Raw genomic sequence first — 20,447 nt, 5'->3', positions numbered from 1 at the left:
CTGTTTATAAGCAAATAGTTTGCTTATAAACAGCTCTTTCTTGAAAAATAAATACTTGGGTAGATTTAAGATTTTGCATCCTTTTTGAGCCGAAGATTACCCATCAATAGAGTTGAATAAGGAATAAATCGCTTCATAATGACCGAAATAATGAGTGGAATAATTAGGCATATCAATGTATAACCTAATAATTCATACTCTATAAAGTTATTCATAAATTTATCAACGGAGATGTGTAGATACATGATCGTAATGGAATGCATTTCGATGAATTCTAATATCTTTAAGCGAATATACTTCGTGACAAATTGGAAGAAACCAAAGATCATAATAAGAGATGCCATAGGAAGAACAATATCTAATATTGGATGATTATAATGAATAAATTTCAAACTAAGGTGATAGTCTAATTCTTTATTCCAAGTCAGTCGCATAGCCATTAATACAATTGCTGTACATGTGATCCATAAAGGAAGACGTACATGTAAGAAGATTTCCTTTGCGTAGTAGCCAATCGCAAAATAGACAACTGCAATCAATACCACATCTAAATTCCAAGGTAGCATAATTGTTTGGGATGCTTTATCAACAGTTCCACCAACAATATTGACAACATAAAAACTTTCGAACTGAGCAAGTACATAGCACAAACTTATGAATAGAGCCTGGTTTACTCGATTTAAATAACGTGTTACTAATAAGAATAAGATATAGGTGAAGAATAATGTAGTGATGAACCAAATAACACCATAAGAACCTCGAGCAAAGCGTCCTCCAAATAGGATTGTAAGTAAATCATGCTTGTACCATTCTAAATCTGTGTTACCTGTCATAAATGCTATTGTATAGCGTGAACATGTTATGATTAATAGGAAAAAAATATAAGGAATCATTAGCTGAATCGTTCGTTTTTTAATGGATTGAATCATTGCCGCATTAGAGTCTGCGGGTCTAAAAAATAAACCACTTAGAACAAAAAATGCAGGCATATGGAACCAGTAAATATATGTTAGTAAGGGGGAATCTAAATGTTTAGGATAATGTCCAATTACTACTAATATCATTAAAAAACCTTTTGTCGCATCGACCCAGGTTAATCGTTTTTTATTCATTACTTTTAAGCCTCCAATGCGATATTCTATACCATTAGTCTTAGTCTGAAAAGTAGAAAAATGTAAAATATTTATATCATTTATATTTCAAAATAATTACAGAATGGAGGACTTATGAATGGATATCTTTTTATTGAAAGCTTCTTATCCACTTGATGAGTTAACAATTCAAGAGTTGAAAGATTTAATACAAAATGCAAATACTGCTAAAAATCAGGACATCGCTCTATTAATGAATGCCGATAGTTGGAATAACTATGAAAGCCAAGGGTTAGTTGTATTAGCATATAACGAACATGAGGAATTATTAGGTGCACTTAGTGCGATAGACTTATTTGGCCTTAATACTTATGAATGGAGTGTAGTTGTACATTCTGACTATCGAAGACAAGGGATTGGTACAGCGCTTGTCCAAGGATTTATCAACGCTTTAGTTGAACGAGGTGCAACAGGTGACATGGGGGTGTCATTTAATGATGTTGCTGGACATCATTTTTTGCAAAAACTAGGGTATGAATACAATTCTTCAGAAGCAACATTACAGGCGGCTGCAGAATCATGTGAACTTTCTAAAGACATCCTTGTTCGCCCATTTATCGAACAAGATCGAGATATATTAGTTACACTAATGCATGATGGGTTTGGCGACATATCTGAAGAAACAGATGAACTCATTAATTTTAATACGACCACACCTGGACGATTGCTTAATATGGTAGAACTTAATCAACAAGTAGTTGCAACTGTTTCTATAGTAGAAAACGAGGTAGGTGTATGGGTTACAGCTTTTACTGTTCAGCAATCACTAAGAGATCAAGGAATTGGCTCAGCTGTCTTACAATGGGCAAAAAATTATGCACATCAAAAACAACAACAAAAGGTTTTGTTGGATGTTGAAATTGATAATAGGAACGCACTTAGTGTCTACCAAAAAGCAGGATTTACATCAGTACAGCAAGTAGATTATTTTATTAAGAAATAATGTATTGATTTTGAAAGAAATGGTGTGTGAAGGTTATGAAAATTGTTTGTTTCGGAGATAGTATAACTGCAAGAGAAGAAGGCTATCCGAAATCAATGTTAACGACAATGCTAGAGCAGAAATTAACAGAGCAAAGAGTAGTTAAAAATCGAAATACAAAGTAGTCTAAAAAAGTAGCCATGTGTTGAAAATTCCCTTTGTACAACATACATATATTGGGGTTATCAACGTATTATAAGAATATAACTTACTTTTAGGGGGGATTTTCATGAGATTACCCGCATTACAAAAAGTAGAAGGTGTTCATAAGAATTTAATTAGCCAAATTCTTGGTAAAATCTTAGGACGGAAATTAGGTAAAAGTGAGAGTCAAAAAAAGCGTTATTACCCAGTTACTTCTCGAAAGTAAAAACTTTGTGGCAGATCAAGGGTCGAAGAAAATCCAATCCTTGATTTATAAAAAGGTAAACGAAGTAAAGTAATCATATATTCTAAGAGCACCCCCGCTAAGCGTGTAAACTGCATGAGCCAACTGTCTCATGCGGCACATTCTCGCGCTTTATGCAAAGCGGGGGTGCTAATTTAATTTCTTCATTTATTTTAATGACTTATAGATATCCCCTTATATTTAATCTATTGTAATAAAAAATCCTCTTTTCTAGCAGCAACCAAATGCAATTCATGCATTGCACGGGTTAATGCGACATATAGAAGTTTGCGATCAATCGTTGTATCTCGAAATGGATCATCAACTGCTGCGATTATGACAGCGTCAAATTCAAGGCCTTTTGCAAGGTGACTCGGAATAATAAGCAAAGCTTCTTGATCAATTCCGGATGTTTCTGATAATGTCTGCACATGTACCTTTGCTTTTTTCAAGACTTTAGTGGCTTTTTTAGCTTCATCTGATGTTTTACAAATAAGTGCAATAGAACGATGTCCTCTATTTCTAATTTGCCCATAGATTTCAGCAATTTGAGTAGCATCAAATTGCGCCATTTCATGAAATATTGGTTCTTCACCATGACGAACAACAGGTTCTACTAAAGGTAAATCTTCATCCATTTTCTCTAAAACACTGTTAGCGACAGCCATAATTTCAATTGTTGTACGGTAACTTTTTTGCAATGTCTTGTAGCTGGCACGTGGAAAAAGCTCCCGAACAGGAGACCATTCTGTTAATGAACGATAACTATGAATTCCTTGTGCAAGGTCACCCACCATTGTGAACATATCCGTTTCAAGACCCTCTTTTAAAGCTGCAAGTTGGAACAAACTATAATCCTGTACCTCATCGATAAATACAACTTTCATCTTCCATTCATCTTTTATACCCTTAATTTTAGCTTGCAAATAGAATATAGCGGCTAAATCTTCTAAAGCCCATATTTCTTTTTTATGAGCTTCTTCAAAACGGTCATGTTCTTCTTTTGACCATTCTGGCGCCAGTTCTTCTTGTAAAGCTCGATTTGTTAAAAATTCACGATAGAGTGGTTTAATCTTGTATTTTTCAAATCGTTTCATATAGCGGGTAACTACAGTTTTTGCCTCTTTTTCAACTGCAGGAATTCGTTCATCTCGCTCATCAATCCATTTAGTCACAACTTCTTTACGCTTTACATCATCACGAATACCAAATAACGCCTTATCTAATACTGCATCATACCGTTTTTTTAAAGTATAAAGTAGCTGCTTTCTCTTTTGTCGCGCATGGTTTTGCATTACAGAACGAATTTTTGCAATTCTTTTTTCTAAAGATAAATAATTATAATCCTCTAAAAAAAGTCTACGTATATGTGAAGCTTTTAAAATACGATATTTTTCAATATAGACATCTTCAAATTGATCAGCAATTTCATGCTCTATTTTGGTGACATATCGAGCCATAATGTCACGGTATTCAAGTGTTCCTTTCATTTTGGAAACCCAGAGTGCAATTTCATCTATTGTATCTTGTTCTACTAACTTTTCAAGCTGCTCATTTGGATCTTGTAATTTCAGTTTCATGTTCGTAGCATTTTGCACATACTCAGCATATGTCGTTTGGCAAATTTGACCAACCCCTAGTTCTGGCAAAACGTCAGCAATATAGTCGATAAATAATTTATTCGGTGCTAGGATCATTAAATCTTGTGCACGGAAATGTTCGCCCATCGTATATAGAAAATAAGAAATTCTATGTAAGGCAATAGTTGTTTTACCACTACCAGCGGCACCTTGAACGAGAATTGGTTGTTTTAAGTGTGCACGAATAACTTCGTTTTGCTCAGCTTGGATTGTTGAGACAATTTCAGTTAGACGAACATCTGCTTTTCCAGCTAATGCATCTTGCAAGAGCTCATCATTTGTAGTGAGGTCAATATCACGGACTTCAAGTAATCGTCCTTTTTCAATTTTATATTGTCGCTTGGAGTAGAGGTGACCATTATTTTCTTCGCCGTTTACTTCATATGTTAAATCACCAAGACGTCCATCATAGTAGACATTAGCGACTGGTGAACGCCAATCGACAATAATAGGTTCTTGCGTTTCGCGATCAAACAAGGATGTTTTCCCAATATATAATCTTTCAGCTGGCTCATTTTCTTTTTGAAAGTGAATACGTGCGAAATAAGGTTTTTGACGAATCGCTTCTAACCCTTCACTTTGATTTTTGGCCATATCAAAGAAGCGAGCATTCGTTAAAATATTTTGGTAACTTAAACTGGAATCTAAATAATCTAAATCAGCCATCGCAGTACGAATATTTTCTTGTGCGGTTTGCACATCACGTTTTGATTCATCTAACAACTTTTGCATATAATATTTTGTATAAGCTAAATGTTGCTCTTCTTCTTTAAAATCCGGATGTTGTGTCATGAAATCGCCTCCCGTATTTTCAAAGGGTAATAATTACTACTATACGCTTGTTATCATTTTAAATGAAGTTTAACGTTGTTTAAAAGTTTCAGGCGCCGTAGGATGGAAGGAACAAGATAAGAAATGTTGGAGGAATAAGTCAGATGAATATATTTGCGCACCGTGGTGCATCGGGTACCTTTCCAGAAAATACATTAGTAGCATTTCGAGAAGCAGCAAGATTACCAATTTACGGTGTTGAACTAGATGTTCAGCGTACTAAAGATGGTGTGTTAGTGATTAATCATGATGAAAAAATTGATCGTACATCAACTGGCAAAGGCTATATTCGAGACATGACTTTTGAAGAAGTTCGTTCGTATGATTTTGGCTCATGGAAAGGTGAGCAATTTGCAGGTGAAAAAATTCCAACCCTTGATGAAGTGCTGGATCTTTTTAAAGCTACACATCATATGATTAACATCGAATTTAAAACAGATGTTTTTGAATATCCAGGTTTAGAGGATGATGTAATAGCGACAGTGAAATCTCATGACATGATGGAACGCGTGCTATTTTCATCGTTTGATCATGAAATGGTAGAAAGAGTTCTTGCAAAAGCACCATTCAATGAAGTTGGTGCGCTATTCATGAAGATTTTAGTAAATTTAGATGATTACAGCAAGTGGATTGGTACTAACGCACTTCATGTCTCACTAGTCGCTGCCAAACGTCGAGCTGTGAAAATGGCCATAGAAGCAGGGAATAAAGTACGTGTCTACACGATTAATACACTTAAGGATTATGAGCTAATGGAAGAGCTTGGAGTAGAAGCAGTTTTTACAGATTATCCTGAAAAATTATACCGTCATGCCTATCGCAAAAGATACGGAAATTGAATGGTATTGTGAATTATAAATTATCAGATTTTTTGTTTTATAATTGGTGCTGTTAAATATCATTGTTGATGTTTGAAAAGTGCTATTTAGGGGGAAATAACAGTATCCATTAATAGTCTGCACCGCGCAGCACACTTCGGCTTAGTAGCACTATGTTAAAGGCACTAAAAAAGTAAAAAAGATGAAAATTTATAATGAAAATTTTGTATAGCTATCTTAGTTGAAGTGGAATTAGCGTAGACTCCTGTGGGAAACCGGACTAGACGAGACCCCGCAGGAAGCGAAAAATTCTTTTTGCTTTGCAAAAGGAATTTTCTGCGACGAGTAACCGCAGGAGCAAAGGGTTTTCGCACGAGGAGGTTCGTCAGTTCGCCCACGGAAAGCGGAGCTTATTAATATAATAATTTTTTAGAAGAAAACGACAGTTCATTGCTGTCGTTTTTCGTTTTTAATTCATTTTTAATTTAATTTTAATTGTCTACTAAATACCTACTAAGATTCCTTTTATGTTGTTCTATTATAATGGGTGTATGCCTTTTATGTTATTGAAATAGTCTAGATTTCATTAGTCGTGGATATATTTTATTTAAACAGAATAGGCAAAGGAATAATTGTACAGTTTATAAACAAAGTCTAATTTAAGAAAATTAGGAGGAATCGGCCGTTATGAAAGATCAAGGAATTAGTCCAACTAATCCAGGTGGAAGTTCAGTCAATCCATCACTAGGCAGACAAATGCTAAACAAAGTTCCACAAGTTACTATTTTCTTCTGGGTTATCAAAATTTTATGTACAACTGTCGGAGAAACATTTGCTGATTTCCTAAATTTCAACCTTGGTTTAGGATTAGCTAACACTACCATACTTATGGGAATTGCGTTTTTCATTTTCTTGTTTCTTCAATTCAGAGCAACTAAATACGTTCCAGCAATTTATTGGACAACTGTTGTTTTAATAAGTGTATTCGGAACATTGGTAACTGATAATTTGACAGATAATATAGGAGTACGACTAGAGGTTAGTACAGCAGTTTTCTCTGTGCTGCTAGGTTTAACTTTTCTTTTCTGGTATCTTAGTGAAAAAACACTTTCGATCCACTCAATTTATACTAGAAGAAGAGAAGTATTCTATTGGCTTACTATTCTTTTCACATTTGCACTTGGAACTGCAGTCGGAGATTTATATTCCGAACAACTAGGTCTGGGTTATGTTAAAACGGGAACAATAGTTATTATTATTATTGCTGTTATCTACTTGGCATATAAATTCTTGAAACTTGATGCTGTATTAGCGTTTTGGATTGCGTATATTCTTACTCGTCCACTTGGAGCATCATTAGGAGATTTCCTATCTCAACCAAAAGTTAATGGCGGGTTAGGTTTAGGAACAACAACTACTAGTATAATTTTCCTTGTAGCTATTTTAGCAATCATCGTTTTTCTAGCTGTTACAAAAATTGATACAACAGGGAAAAGTGATACTGCAGAAACAAACCAAGAAAATGGAAACAAGAAGAATGTTTTGATACAAACCATTGTAGTACTGTGCATTTTCTTAGGTGGTGGTATAGGCAGTTACTATTCAATCAGTAATAGCGTCGCATCGCAAGCAACTACATTAGCTGGACAATTAACAGACTTTATTAATATTGAAAATAATATGTTAAAGGATGTAAACTCAAATAACTTTACTTCAGCGAAAAAAGAGGCTGACGATTTAGAACATCAATGGGACGCATCCGAATCTAAACTAAGAAAAATAGATGGCACAACATGGACTAAAATAGATGGAACGCTTGACATTGTGTTAGCATCAGTTCGTTCATCAAGCCCTGATGTAAGCAAGTGCAAAACTGCACTTACTAATTCGCTTAGTGTTTTAAACAGTGCAAATAAAGCATCGCAAGCAACTACATTATCTGGTCAATTAACAGATTTCGCTAAAATTGAAAGTGATATGCTAAACCAAGTAAACTCAAATAACTTTACTGCGGCGAAAAAAAGTGCTGACGCTTTAGAACATCAATGGGATGTAGCAGAGCCTAAACTAAGAAAAGTAGATGGCACAACATGGACTAAAATAGATGGAACAATTGACGTTGTGTTAGCATCAGTTCGTTCATCAAATCCTGATGCCGTTAAGTGCAAAACTGCACTTAACGATTCGCTTAGTGTCATAAACGGAGCAAATAAATAAAAAAAAAAGGAATCGCTAATTGCGGTTCCTTTTTTTGCGTTGAAGATAAGGTCTTATGATCGAGCTTTTCAAACAAATTGGATGACACAGGATAATCCGCATTTAATTTACGTTAATATCGAAGCTTCTCTGGATCCACTTGGTCTTTGCAAAGAAAGTTAGAAAAGCGTTAGATCATCTAACGTGTGACGCATAAGTTTTTTTATAAGTTGGTAAAGGACTGTCTAGAAAACATAGACAGTTCTTTGTTATATTATTTGATTTTTACTATTATCCAATAGAACCAGAAACGATTTTTCCTTTGAACATCGTTGCAACACGTGTTGGCCTTCTTGCAATGACTTCAGCGGAACAAGATGCTTCAACTAACACTATGCTCGCATCGTCACCAACTTTTGGCCATACTTGTTCTCCATTATCATTAAGAGGTGATTTGTCACCTGTAATATAATTGAGGGTTTGTGCTAATGATTTTTCATCTGTCCATCTTGAAAATTCTGCTAAACGACCGGCACGTTCTAATACATCTCCATTTCCAAATGGCGACCAAACATCAAAAATATTATCACAACCGACAGCAGCTTCAACACCTTTCTTACGTAATAAACCAACAGGTGGGAATTTTCGGTTTATCGGTACACTTGTAATAATAGTGATCCTTGCATCAGCTAATTCTTCTGCAACGCCTTCTAATTGAGGTAGAGTGATATCTCCAAGTCCAAATGCGTGACTAATCGCAACTTTTCCTTGTAAACCAGCTTCTTTCGTTAGCTGAGCCAAGCGTTTCATTGTGAAGACCCCTAGATGATCCGAATCATGTAAATGTAAGTCAATTCCCGCATTTCCTTCAACCGCAAGTTCAATCATTTCTTGTAAAGATGCTTCAATATCACCATCTACAGTAGCTGGATCAACTCCACCTACAAGGCTTGCTCCTTGGCGTAGAGCTTCTCTTACTAAATTCTTTGCCTTTGTACGCAATAAACCATGTTGCGGGAATGCAACGATTTCATAAGATAACTTTCCTTCAAAAGTTTGCAATGCTTTTTGAACTTCTTCTAAATTCTTTAAACCAACTTCAGGATAGATATCCACATGTGTACGTACATGGGTCACACCGGTTTTTAAATAATTATCTAGTAATTTTTCTGCACGTTCTTGAGTAGTAGTTTCTAAGTTTGGTAGGACAGTTTTCTCGATTTCAAGCCGTTCAAAAATACTGTTAACAGGCGTGACAGAGCGCCATTTATCACCTAGGAGAGTTTTATCTAAATGACAATGTTTTTCGATAAAAGATGGGAGAACCAATAATCCCTTCGCGTCCTTTTGAGGTAAATCGTCTAAAATCGTTTCGTTAGAAGATAGTATCATTGAAATTTTTCCATCGGAAATTAATAAATGGAAACAATCTGTTTTTGTGCCAGTTATAACTCCATGATTATATTGGTAGCCTGTCTCTAATAAGGCATTTGTTAGCCAAAAAGTTGAGCTCATATCATATTTCTCCTTTTTATTTTCGGAATTATTAAAATACTCCAGATGCTAGATTACCTTTAAATAAAACAGCTACTCTTTTGGCTCTCCTTGCAACAGCTTCAGCAGAACAGCTTGCATCAACAAAAACGAGATCAGCATCGTCACCTACATTTGGCCAAACACGTTCTCCATCTTTATTTAAAGGGGTAACGCCTTCAGTAATAAATCCTAAGGATTGTCCAAGTGCACGTTCATCACTTAAACTAAAACGTTCCGCTAGTGTTCCTGCTTTTTCGAGACTATCTCCTTTTCCGAATGGAGACCAGTGATCCGTAATACTATCATCTCCTAGAAATACGTTAACTCCTTTTTCCTTTAATAAAGGTATTGGAATCGTTCTTCCAAGAGGAACAGTTGATGTAATTGAAATATCATGATGAGCTAGTAACTCTGCTACTTCACTTGCTTCTTTCATTGAAATATCAGCAAGAGCGAGTGCGTGACTTATGGTGACTCTTCCTTGCCATCCCGCTTCTTCTGTTAGAGATGCCAATCGTTTAAACGTGAAGATACCAAGATGACCAGGGTCATGAATATGAAGGTCAATGCCTGCATTTGCTTCTACTGCAAGTTCCATTACAGTTTGTAATGATTTCTCAATATTTTCGTCAATTGTAGCTGGGTCAACACCACCTACAATAGTAGCACCACTGCGCAATGCTTCTCTAACTAGTTTAATAGAATTACTTCTAAGTAAACCATGCTGAGGGAAAGCAACTATTTCAACAGAAGCTTTATCTTTAAAAGCTTCCACTGCCTTTAAAGTTGCTTCTAGATTTTTCAACCCAATAATAGGATCAACATTACAATGTGTCCGAATGTGAGTTGAACCTGAGTTTAACAGCAATTCTAGTAATTTTTTCGCTCTTTCTTCCGCAACAGGCAATTGGATAGGGAGTAATTCACGCTCTTCTTCTAATCTTGTCATAATTCCTTTAGTAGGGATCATTGGTGCTTTCCAAGGGCCTCCATAATATGTCTTATCAATATGGATGTGCATATCACTAAAGGATGGAAGCATTAAATAATTTTTGGCATCTCGTATAGGTAAATTTGTTTCTATAGGTTGGTTAGTAGAGATTATTTCATTTATTTTTCCATCTTCAATACGAATATGGAACTGGTCAGTTTTTGTTCCTGAAACTATACCATTTTTATAGTGGTAACCAATTTCTAATTTGACATTCGTTAACCAGTAGGCTTTATCCGGCATTTACTGTATTCCTCCTTAACCTGATTAATGATTGATGTTTCGTCTTGCCATTTCAGATTTCTCTCTGTGAACTCTATGGGGAATTGGGATTCACTTAATTTGCAGTTAGCAAAATAACATCCAATTATTAAGAGACTCTGGAATGTCACAATTCCTTTTGCATCTTATACAAATATGCTAACATGGAGATTACTATATGAAAAATATTAAAAAAATAAGTTTTACTTACTTTTTTCGAATACAAAAGGAGTGATTCTTAGATGGACATTAGACAACTGCGATATTTTATAGCAATTGTTGAGGAAAGAAAAATATCAGCTGCTGCTGAAAGACTCCATATCTCTCAACCGCCATTAAGCCAACAACTAAAATCAATGGAAGAGGAACTTGGCTCAAAATTAGTAGAAAGAAGTGGGAAATTTTTAGAATTAACAGAACCAGGGAAAACCTTATATAAATATGCCTTAAAGATGACCCAATTAATGGAAGAGGCAAAAATGGAAGTCAAAGAAGTCGAAAATGGGGTAAATGGAAGATTAACAATTGGTATTAATACATTTTCAGTTGCAGAGTTACCTGAATTACTACAACACTTTCAACAACAATATCCTAATATTACATATAAAATTCAGCAAAATGAATCTTCTCATCTTTGCAGATTAGTAAGAGAGCGGAAAGTAGAGCTGGCGTTCATTCGATTGCCATTGGATTTAGAAAACTTATCAGTTCTTTACCTTTATACAGAACCATTTTATTTTATTACATCAAAAAATCAAAAGCCGTCGGATCATGAAGCCACACTGGATGAAATACAAAACTATCCACTCATTTTACCTAGTACAGAAGGATTAGGTGTACATTATTTGATTTCTGAAGCATTTTCTAAATTAAACTTACAACCTAACATTATTGGTGAGTGTAGTGACATTACACTATTAATGAATTTAGTCTCATCTGATTTTGGTGCGTCCATTGTCCCGGAAACATTACTTAAACTGCATAAAGGTTATCCAATACACGCTCAAAAAATTTCTAATACAAGTTTGAATGCCTCAGTGGGATTAATATGGTTGAAGAATCATTACTTATCTAAGGCTGCTCATAACTTTGTTGATTTATTTAGAAGTAGGTTTTGTTAGTTGATTATAAGTTTTAAGTTAAAACAACAGCCTGGTGACAACCTTCTTATAATGAACAGCACCAGATCTGAAACTTTTACTATCAGGAGAAAGTTGAACTAAAGGATAATGTTAAATTAGTAGAATGCTTCACCTTTTTTTTGAAAAAGACCGCTATTTAAATAAAGGATTTAGTTTAATCTAGTAAGGTAAATTTGTACTTTTATCATAATAATCTTAGGTTTAGTATTCTATTTATCAAAGTCAAAATTAGATGTAACTAAGACCCTAATTTAACTGAGGGGTAAAGAAATGTGTAAGATTGCTACAAAGAATAAAAGAGAGTCTATTCTAAAATGTAATAGGCTCTCTTTTTCTGTATATAATTACCATTTTGCGATATGATCCTCTACTGTACCGAGTAGTTGTTGGATAGGCATATAACGTCCATTTTTCAAGCGAATACGACCATTATAGTAGCCTACCATCTGGTGAACTGAGGATTTCACTAGTTTTACATCAGTAGTAGCTTCTCGTTCAAAGAATGGTGTAAATATTAGTTGTACATCATCCGTAAATTTCGTTGTAATATGCCATGGTTGCATGTAATTCTTATTATTATATTTGAAAATAACATCTTCATGAATCTTTTGCATTTTGCCATCAACAAAAAAAGCATTTTCTGTCATACCGGTTCCATCTGTCCATTGACCACCAAAGTTTAATGCTATACGGTGATTGCCACAACGTTGTGAAGCCATACCCCAATTCCAAGTTGCCTCGCGTGGCCATATTCCACGTCCATAGTCAAGAACGGCAAAGCAATCTTCCTCATTAAAATTATAACGTTTATCTCCAATTTTCACATAACCACTTGCGGGTAAAGAATGATGCTTTGCCGTAAATTGAAACGTTTGACGATTCCATGGGATGACGACATTCAGTGAATCATCGTCTTCTAGATGTTTGATTGTTAAATCGGCATGCAAAAGGTCCCCATCAAAATCAGGAATCGTCACAGTCATCTGTGTCTCACCTTGAGAATAAAGTAATTGAATCTTAATATCATTATTATTGAAAGACACTGTTTCTAAAACATTCTCTGGCATTTTTAGCTTATACCCAAGAGGAATAGTGACGGTTTTCTCAAAATACCTTTGCGTTTCATATTCGAGAAAATAAACGAAACAAACTGCTGCGTAATCTAAATGACTAATCGTCGCTGAGAACATAATATCGTCACCAAAAACGCACCAATAATTCCATTTTTTCTTACGTAATATATGACCTTTCAGATTACTTTGTATAATAGGTTTTCTTGCATAACCGATAGCAGTAGGATTTAAGTTGCCTTTTTTATCACATAGTAATGTCACGTCAACAATTTCTTTTTCAGCATGCTGTGTCAAATCAAACATCCTTTCAAACATAAAAATAGGAGATACATAATTATATTGTTCTCATTGTACCAAAAAAAGTGTAATATTGGTCACTCATAATAGGAATGTTGAAAAAGTTATATATTTGTTATAACACTCCCAGAATAAGTATCAATTGGATTTGTCCTTACATACAGTACAATAGGAGGTTATGGACTATGTATAATAGGCAAAAGGCGGTTGATTATGCGAATCGTTGGTGGAACCATTTCAATCCTGCATTTCCAAAATTCGATGATGATTGCACAAATTTTATTTCACAATGTTTGCTAGCAGGTGAAGCACCCATGACAGGTTACCCTGATAGAATCAAGGGATGGTGGTTAAAGGGAGGAACATGGAGTTATAGCTGGACTACAGCAAATGCACTTTTCTGGCATTTACAAAATTCTAAAAAAGGATTACAAGGAAAAAGAGTTTCAAGCGAAAGCGAGTTAGAGTTAGGGGATTTGATTTTCCTCGATTTTACTGGGGATGGTAGAATCGATCATTCTTTAATTGTAACGAGCATAATAAATGGTGTACCTTATGTCAATGCACATACGACGAACAGTTATCATCGTTTATGGACATATGAGGATTCGAGCGCATATACACCAAATATAAAATATTATTTCATGCATATAGAAGTAACTCCATAAGATGATGTTCTTTTTATTTTCCAACAGACTGTGGTAAGGTGGAGAGGGTAATATACATACAAGTATATTCAACGTAAATTGTGTTCGTATTATAGGAGTGATTATGATGAATGAACAATCTTTATCAGTCAAGGAAGCAATTCGAGGACGTCGTTCTATTAAATTGTTCAATGGTCAACCTGTAGACCGTGAAGATTTAATGGAAATTATCAACGTTGCTGTATGGGCGCCAAATCACGGTAATCGTCAACCATGGCGTTTAGTCCTTGCTTGTGGGGCTGAACTAGATACTTTAAAAGATTTAATCCGTGAATATGCAGTTCCGGAATGGAAAGAATTATCTGAAGAAGTACTTGCGAAAAAAATGCAAAAGTTCGTTACTCCAGGCGCATATGCATTTGTCATTGTTCCACAAGATGTTCGCCAAAAGGAACGTTATGAAGACTTTGCAGCAGCTAGTAGCTTCATTCAAAATATGCAATTATTAGCATGGGACCGTGGAATAGGCGCATGTTGGAAAACACCAAATTGGATTGACAATCCAAAATTCCGTGAAGCATTAGGTGTGAAACCAGAAGAACGCATCATCAGCATGCTTCAATTCGGATACTTTGATGCTATTCCAAAAGAAAAACCACGTAAACCAGCAGAAGAAATCGTTACGATTTTTGGTGAATAATTTTAAATGCAGAAGCGGTTATTATTACGCTACTAAACTTTTTTAAATAAAAGGCTTTGTTGTATGATATTGTTTTTTTAATGCATTTTTATTTGAGAAGAGTGGCGACTTCAGCGAGGAGACCTGTCAGTTTACCCGCGGAAAGCGTCCGCCAGTATCAATATTTATGGAATATTAACAGTATTGTTTAACAAAACCAAATAAAAGCCAACATCCCTATGAAACTTAGGATGTTGGCTTTTAAAATATTCTTATTTAGATAAATTTGCTACTTCATAGTAGTAATCGCTAACTACGCGAAGCCCTTTATCATAGTTTTCTAAGTGGAAATGTTCGTTTGGTGCATGGAAGTTTTCTGTTGATAATGCAAAGCCCATCATAATTACAGGAGCACCTAAAATTTCATCAAATGTTGCGACGATTGGAATAGAGCCTCCAGCGCGAATATAGGCTGTTTTTGCGTCATATTGTGTTTCGTATGAACGACCTGCAGCTTGGATATAAGGGTGATCCAGTGGTGTGATGAAAGGTTTCCCTTTATCGAAATCAGTGACTGTAATATCAACCCCAGCTGGTTTGTGTTTTTCAATATGTGCTCGTAATTGCGCTACGATTTCATATGGGTCTTGATCTGGTACTAACCGGCAAGTGATTTTAGCGCCAGCAGTTGCAGGAAGAACTGTTTTAATACCTTCTCCAGAGAAACCACCGAAGACGCCGTTCACTTCTAAAGTTGGACGTGCCCATGTGCGTTCAAGATAAGTGTAGCCTTCTTCACCGTATAATTCTTTGACACCAGCTTCTACTTTAATACTTTCCTCATCAAAGTCTAGAGCTTCATATGCAGCTTTTTCATCGGCTGTAATTGGTCGAACTTTATCGTAGAAGCCATCTACAGCAATTGTGCCATGTTCATCGTGGAATGATGAGAGGATATCTGCTAAAGCATGAATTGGATTTTGAACGCCACCACCATAAATGCCTGAGTGAAGATCTCCTTTTGCTGCGCGAACATCAATTTGAACACCTGTTAATCCGCGTAATGCGTAACAAACCGCAGGACGACCTGGTGCATAAAGACTTGTGTCTGAGATTAATACTAAGTCTGTAGCAAGTTGTTCTTTGTTTGCTTCAACAAACGCAGGAAGATTTACACTACCAATTTCTTCTTCGCCTTCAATAAGGAATTTCACGTTAACTGGTAGTTCGCCATTCTCCTTCATTAAAGCTTCGATTACTTTTACGTGCAAAAATACTTGGCCTTTGTCATCACTAGAACCACGAGCATATAAAATATTGTCGCGAATTTCAGGCTTGAATGGTTCGCTATCCCATAATTCTAAAGGATCAACCGGTTGCACATCATAGTGACCATATACTAAAACAGTTGGTTTATTTTCAGCATGTAACCAATCTGCAGTGACAATAGGATGTCCTGCTGTTTCATTGACTTTAATATTTTCAAGTCCTGCATTTTTCATGGACTCTCCAAGAAAAGCAGCAGCTTTTTTCATGTCTTCTTTATGTTCAGATAAAGAACTAATACTTGCGATAGATAAAAATTGTTTCATTTCTTCGAGTTGTTCATCACGATGTGTAGTAAAGTAAGTGTCTAATGCTTCTAATTGACTCACTTAAATCCCTCATTTCAGTATTTCAATAATAAAATTATTATAGCATAGCAGACATTTTATATAGAAAGCACAACTCTCACAAAACGCAGAACTCACTAAAATATGGTATATTATGTAGTAGAAATTTTGTGCGAAATTTGAACAATTTTTGGGGGAGGAATCTTGTTGGAGTTTCTGGGATTGATCATATGCTTGCTCATATCATTTTTCTATTCAGGAAGTGAGACAGCTTTAACAGCCATAAATAGGATGAAGGTCCAATTGAGAGCAAATCAAGGTGACAGAATGTCTCAAAAACTGAACCTATTAATTGCTCAACCAGATCGTATGATTACGACTATTTTAATAATAAATAATACGGTAAATATTTTAATGCCAACATTATTAACTATTATTGCATTACGTCATGGTTGGCAGGTTTCAGTAGCTACTACAATTTTAACTATTATTATTATTGTTTTTGGTGAAGTTTTGCCAAAGACAATTGCTGTAACATTTGCAGATCGTCTTGCGTATATAGTAGCGCCAATTATCGCATTATCCGTAAAAATCCTTAGACCTGTTACGTGGATTGTACAGGGGTTCACGAATATGATTATTCGGATTATTTCAAATGGAGCAGTGACGGAAGCAACTTTGACGAAAGAAGAATTTAGAGGCATGGTAGATTTTGCTTCTACGGAAGGTGCATTTGACGAAAGTGAATCTGAACGTTTAAAAGAAGTATTAGATTTTCCAGACAAGGATGTGTCGGATGTTTTAGGGACGCATCGTACGGATGTGGTAGGCTTACCAGCTGATGCTACCTATGAAGAAGTAAGAAATACAATTTTAGAATACTCATTTACACGCTATCCCATTTATGAAGAAAGCATGGATAATATAGTAGGGATGTTCTATTCGAAGAAATTTGTTGAATGGTCATTAGACCCGACAAAAGAGTTGGTTGATTTTATGGACCCAGATCCTCTTTACGTTGTTTCAACGGTAAGTGTTGAAAAAGTATTCACATTGATGCTTGCACAAAAGAAACATTTAGCCATTGTGCTTGATGAGTATGGCGGTACACTCGGTATCGTTTCACATGAAGATATAATAGAAGAAATGATTGGTCTAGAAATCGAAGATGAATCAGATGAGGAAGAGGAATCATTTATATATGATTTAACGGAAAATACATTAGTTTGTCATGGTCGATTAGAGATTGAAGAGGCTAATCATCTATTTAAGGTTGCGATTCCGCAAGATCACGAAACAGTTGGTGGGTTTGTACTAGAATTAAGTCTGCATATACCTGAGCCTGGGGAAACGTTTGATTTTGAAAATCTTCATATCGTTGTAAATGAAGTAGACGATAGCCGAATTACAAAATTGACGATTACAAAACAACTTATAGAAGAATAAAAGAAAATGCCTAAAAGACCCTTTCGGAACTTTTAGGCATTTTTTATTGCAATATAAAATATAAATTTTACTGGTATTCATGGTTGGAATTGTTAGTGTGTACTCTTCAAAAAGGTATCACAGCAAATAAAGGTAGATTATTACATGCTTTTCACACAAACCTTACACGAATGTAATGAAATTGAAAGTTAATCCGATAGAGCGAAAGCTTTGTTTTTGCGAAAATAAGTTTAACAAAGCAAGACATTGAACCGGAGGATATTAAAAATGAATATTACAATTGAAAATGTTTATGAAGAATACAATCGTTATATATATCACTTATGTTTAAAATTAACTCGTAACAAAGCAGAAGCAGAAGACCTTATGCAAGAAGTTTGGGTAAAGGTCGTTCGCTACGAAACTTATGTTGCTGAAGTCGAACACGTGAAAGCTTGGTTAACAACTATTTGTATGAATACTTTCCGCGACCGCTATCGCAAAAATGTTCGTCGCAGTAAGTACACGATGAGTCAACCTGAAACATTAGACGTACCAGTATTAGATTTGGTTCCCAATAATGAACCATCTACTGAAGCGGTAGTTGAACAAGAAGCAATTTCTCAAATTGTCCAGGAGAAAATTAATCAATTAGATAGTATTTATCGTAATACACTTTTATATTTCTACGTAAATCAATACTCTTTAGTAGAAATTGCAGAATTGATGAAAGTATCTATTGGTACTGTAAAATCTCGTCTATTCCGCGCAAAACAACGTTTAAAAGACATCATGATGTCTGATGCAACATCAGCAGAAATCATTTTGCCAGCATAAAAAGCCCAAGACCTTATCAGTGCATCACACAATCTATGCAGAGGTTGTTGGCTATGAATAAGATAAAAAAATCGTTACTCTTTCTATAGAGTAACGATTTTTTTATGCATGAATACTAGACTGAAGTAATAATAAAAGTTGGATGGAGATTACTTAAATTTTCGGAAACGTACTACTCGCATTAATGTGCTGGAAAAACAATATAATGATAAATACAAACAGACTATTTGAAATCAATATAAGAAAAAGCGCTCAAGAAACAACGTGTAAACCTGTATGTATGCATTTGCAACTGTTGGTTGCGATATTGCAAATAATGACTTCTGGTTTAAAAAATGGGGATTGCTTATCATTTATTTAATACTCTAGATAGGAGGCAAACAGTTTATGGAATTAGAGAGTCGTTTAAAAAAATTAAGAGAATTACATCAATATTCTCAAGAAGATGTTGCAAGAATTTTAGATATTTCACGTCAGTCTGTTTCAAAGTGGGAGCTCGGTAAAGGGTATCCTGATTTAGATAATCTCATTAAACTTAGTGATCTATATGGGGTATCTTTAGATGAAATCATACGAGGAGAAGAGAAATATTCAGGTAAGGTTGAAGATAGTCAACAAAGTGAATTATCTCATAAGACATTTGGGGATTTTATGTATCACTATTGGTGGCTCATTTTTCCCATTCTAGGAATGCTATCGCCAATAATATATAGACTTATTTGGTGAAACAAAAAACCGCTCAAACTTTTGAACGGTCTTTTTTTCTTTGAATTATGCAGATTATAAGATAAAACAGCACTTAATAATAGCACTATATTTTTATCTGAGCATGGATTTTTTGAAATTTATCCAAGTAAGCATTTTGAGAAGATAGATTGTAAAGAATGAATTTCGTCTTCAGTGAGCATCCCAAACATACGCTCTAAAGTATTTGTAATATGTTCGTGAGCAGTTTCTAAAAGTTCATGACCTGCATCAGTAATCTCAAGCTGTGAAGCACGGCGATCAGTTGAATTTTGCGTTTTATTAATATAGCCTGCTTTGATCAGCTTGGTAGTGAGTACAGTGACACCACCTGAAGTAACGTGAAGTCTTTCTGCCAAAGCAGAAGGGCGCATTGGTCCTTCTACATGAAGTAATTTCAGTATAAAGATATGCGTTTTTGACAATCCCATCGTATTGTGACTATTCCACTCATTTGCCCATTTTCTTTCTAAAGAAGAAACGATTTCAAAAAGGGAAGCAATACTTTCTCTTCTTGTTTCATTCATAATTTTCATCTCCAAAACGTATCATTAGCTTTCGTAAGATAAGCGTTGCATTTCATATAATTCATATGCACGAACTTTACGAGGGATGAAACGGCGAATATCCATTTCGTTATAGCCAACTTGTAGGCGTTTATCATCTAAAAGAATAGGGCTACGTAACATTTTTGGATGATCCTTCACAATATCATAAAGTTCTTGAATCGATAATTGTTCAATATCACAATTTAAGTTTTTAAAGTCTTTTGAGTTCTTTGAAATGATTTCATCCGTACCATCTTCAGTCATGCTTAAAATACGTTTGAATTCAGGAAGTGTTAATGTTTCAGAAGTAATACGTTTCTCTTCGTAAGAAATATTATTATCTCTTAACCAATGTAAAGCCTTTTTTGATGAAGTACAGCTTGTTTGAGTATAAATTGTAACAGTCATATAGATTCCTGCTTTCTTTAGTTTTATTATATTTATATCTTATCAGTAAGATATTTATAAGTCAATGGAGATTAGTGAAAAAAAGAGTCGAATTCGTGAAGAAAAGAGTAAATTCACGAAAAGTTCAAATTTGCATTGTTTTAATCCTGTCTAATCACAGTTGCTAGAGTTTAGGGAAATAATCTACTCGGATTGGCAAAAAGCGCCCGTCTGTAGTGAAACGATGGGGAATTAACTGAT

Annotated in this window: 19 protein-coding genes; 11 read left to right on the top strand and 8 right to left on the bottom strand. The window is 35.1% G+C overall.

From position 1 onward, the window contains the following. Window positions 1–65: 65 nt before the first annotated feature. Window positions 66–1,112 carry an acyltransferase family protein gene (locus ACIQ4I_RS14845; protein ID WP_403097271.1) on the bottom strand — a complete coding sequence of 349 codons (1,047 nt, stop codon included), beginning with the start codon at window positions 1,110–1,112 and terminating at the stop codon, window positions 66–68. 118 nt (window positions 1,113–1,230) lie between these two features. Here ACIQ4I_RS14845 and ACIQ4I_RS14840 point away from each other — a divergent pair, with 118 nt between their 5' ends. The 3 genes from ACIQ4I_RS14840 (at window position 1,231) to ACIQ4I_RS14830 (ending at window position 2,503) form a co-directional block, all read left to right on the top strand. Beyond that, complete coding sequence (locus tag ACIQ4I_RS14840; RefSeq protein WP_403097268.1) at window positions 1,231–2,094, top strand: GNAT family N-acetyltransferase; 864 nt, start codon at window positions 1,231–1,233, stop codon at window positions 2,092–2,094. A gap of 35 nt (window positions 2,095–2,129) precedes the next feature. Continuing rightward, a complete protein-coding gene (locus tag ACIQ4I_RS14835; protein WP_403097266.1) occupies window positions 2,130–2,258 on the top strand; it encodes a hypothetical protein in 129 nt (42 codons plus the stop codon). 104 nt (window positions 2,259–2,362) lie between these two features. Continuing rightward, complete coding sequence (locus tag ACIQ4I_RS14830; protein WP_403097264.1) at window positions 2,363–2,503, top strand: hypothetical protein; 141 nt, start codon at window positions 2,363–2,365, stop codon at window positions 2,501–2,503. Window positions 2,504–2,727: 224 nt separating this feature from the next. On the opposite strand, the gene helD is transcribed toward ACIQ4I_RS14830, so the two are convergent. Next, window positions 2,728–4,953, bottom strand: coding sequence for an RNA polymerase recycling motor HelD (helD, locus tag ACIQ4I_RS14825; protein WP_403097261.1), 2,226 nt, complete (start codon window positions 4,951–4,953; stop codon window positions 2,728–2,730). A 143-nt stretch (window positions 4,954–5,096) separates the two neighbouring features. Here helD and ACIQ4I_RS14820 point away from each other — a divergent pair, with 143 nt between their 5' ends. Next, window positions 5,097–5,831 carry a glycerophosphodiester phosphodiesterase gene (locus ACIQ4I_RS14820; RefSeq protein WP_403097260.1) on the top strand — a complete coding sequence of 245 codons (735 nt, stop codon included), beginning with the start codon at window positions 5,097–5,099 and terminating at the stop codon, window positions 5,829–5,831. A gap of 666 nt (window positions 5,832–6,497) precedes the next feature. Then, window positions 6,498–8,027 (top strand): COG4705 family protein, encoded by a 1,530-nt coding sequence (locus ACIQ4I_RS14815; protein WP_403097258.1) that lies wholly within the window; start codon window positions 6,498–6,500, stop codon window positions 8,025–8,027. Window positions 8,028–8,297: 270 nt separating this feature from the next. Here the strand turns inward: ACIQ4I_RS14815 and ACIQ4I_RS14810 are convergent, their stop codons facing one another. Both ACIQ4I_RS14810 and ACIQ4I_RS14805 read right to left on the bottom strand, forming a co-directional pair. After that, window positions 8,298–9,521 carry an amidohydrolase gene (locus ACIQ4I_RS14810; RefSeq protein WP_403097256.1) on the bottom strand — a complete coding sequence of 408 codons (1,224 nt, stop codon included), beginning with the start codon at window positions 9,519–9,521 and terminating at the stop codon, window positions 8,298–8,300. Window positions 9,522–9,552: 31 nt separating this feature from the next. Further along, the gene (locus tag ACIQ4I_RS14805; RefSeq protein WP_403097254.1) at window positions 9,553–10,776 is read right to left on the bottom strand and encodes an amidohydrolase family protein; all 1,224 of its coding nucleotides are present in this window, start codon (window positions 10,774–10,776) and stop codon (window positions 9,553–9,555) included. A gap of 260 nt (window positions 10,777–11,036) precedes the next feature. Here ACIQ4I_RS14805 and ACIQ4I_RS14800 point away from each other — a divergent pair, with 260 nt between their 5' ends. After that, a complete protein-coding gene (locus tag ACIQ4I_RS14800; protein ID WP_403097251.1) occupies window positions 11,037–11,915 on the top strand; it encodes a LysR family transcriptional regulator in 879 nt (292 codons plus the stop codon). A gap of 365 nt (window positions 11,916–12,280) precedes the next feature. Here ACIQ4I_RS14800 and ACIQ4I_RS14795 read toward each other — a convergent pair whose 3' ends face one another. Then, window positions 12,281–13,303 (bottom strand): DUF2804 domain-containing protein, encoded by a 1,023-nt coding sequence (locus tag ACIQ4I_RS14795; RefSeq protein WP_403097249.1) that lies wholly within the window; start codon window positions 13,301–13,303, stop codon window positions 12,281–12,283. A gap of 188 nt (window positions 13,304–13,491) precedes the next feature. On the opposite strand from ACIQ4I_RS14795, the gene ACIQ4I_RS14790 reads away from it, so the two are divergent. Then, a complete protein-coding gene (locus ACIQ4I_RS14790; protein ID WP_403097247.1) occupies window positions 13,492–13,974 on the top strand; it encodes an amidase domain-containing protein in 483 nt (160 codons plus the stop codon). Window positions 13,975–14,080: 106 nt separating this feature from the next. Continuing rightward, window positions 14,081–14,653 (top strand): nitroreductase family protein, encoded by a 573-nt coding sequence (locus ACIQ4I_RS14785; RefSeq protein ID WP_403097245.1) that lies wholly within the window; start codon window positions 14,081–14,083, stop codon window positions 14,651–14,653. A gap of 251 nt (window positions 14,654–14,904) precedes the next feature. Here ACIQ4I_RS14785 and ACIQ4I_RS14780 read toward each other — a convergent pair whose 3' ends face one another. Continuing rightward, window positions 14,905–16,287 (bottom strand): dipeptidase, encoded by a 1,383-nt coding sequence (locus ACIQ4I_RS14780; protein WP_403097243.1) that lies wholly within the window; start codon window positions 16,285–16,287, stop codon window positions 14,905–14,907. Window positions 16,288–16,449: 162 nt separating this feature from the next. Here ACIQ4I_RS14780 and ACIQ4I_RS14775 point away from each other — a divergent pair, with 162 nt between their 5' ends. The 3 genes from ACIQ4I_RS14775 to ACIQ4I_RS14765 all read left to right on the top strand — a co-directional run bounded on the left by ACIQ4I_RS14775 (window position 16,450) and on the right by ACIQ4I_RS14765 (window position 19,233). Continuing rightward, complete coding sequence (locus tag ACIQ4I_RS14775) at window positions 16,450–17,691, top strand: hemolysin family protein (RefSeq protein ID WP_483880687.1); 1,242 nt, start codon at window positions 16,450–16,452, stop codon at window positions 17,689–17,691. Window positions 17,692–17,958: 267 nt separating this feature from the next. Continuing rightward, window positions 17,959–18,507 (top strand): RNA polymerase sigma factor, encoded by a 549-nt coding sequence (locus tag ACIQ4I_RS14770; protein ID WP_403097241.1) that lies wholly within the window; start codon window positions 17,959–17,961, stop codon window positions 18,505–18,507. A 387-nt stretch (window positions 18,508–18,894) separates the two neighbouring features. After that, window positions 18,895–19,233: a helix-turn-helix transcriptional regulator gene (locus tag ACIQ4I_RS14765; protein ID WP_403097239.1), complete on the top strand. Its 339-nt coding sequence runs from the start codon at window positions 18,895–18,897 to the stop codon at window positions 19,231–19,233. 119 nt (window positions 19,234–19,352) lie between these two features. Here ACIQ4I_RS14765 and ACIQ4I_RS14760 read toward each other — a convergent pair whose 3' ends face one another. Continuing rightward, window positions 19,353–19,778, bottom strand: coding sequence for a MarR family winged helix-turn-helix transcriptional regulator (locus ACIQ4I_RS14760; RefSeq protein ID WP_403097237.1), 426 nt, complete (start codon window positions 19,776–19,778; stop codon window positions 19,353–19,355). Window positions 19,779–19,802: 24 nt separating this feature from the next. Next, window positions 19,803–20,207, bottom strand: a complete 405-nt coding sequence (gene spx, locus ACIQ4I_RS14755) for a transcriptional regulator Spx (RefSeq protein ID WP_397536945.1) — start codon at window positions 20,205–20,207, stop codon at window positions 19,803–19,805. Window positions 20,208–20,447 lie beyond the last annotated feature (240 nt).

Source organism: Rummeliibacillus sp. NPDC094406 (assembly GCF_044763875.1).
Lineage (GTDB): Bacteria > Bacillota > Bacilli > Bacillales_A > Planococcaceae > Rummeliibacillus.
Note: the sequence above shows the minus strand (reverse complement) of the source record. Positions and strands in the feature narration are given on the sequence as shown.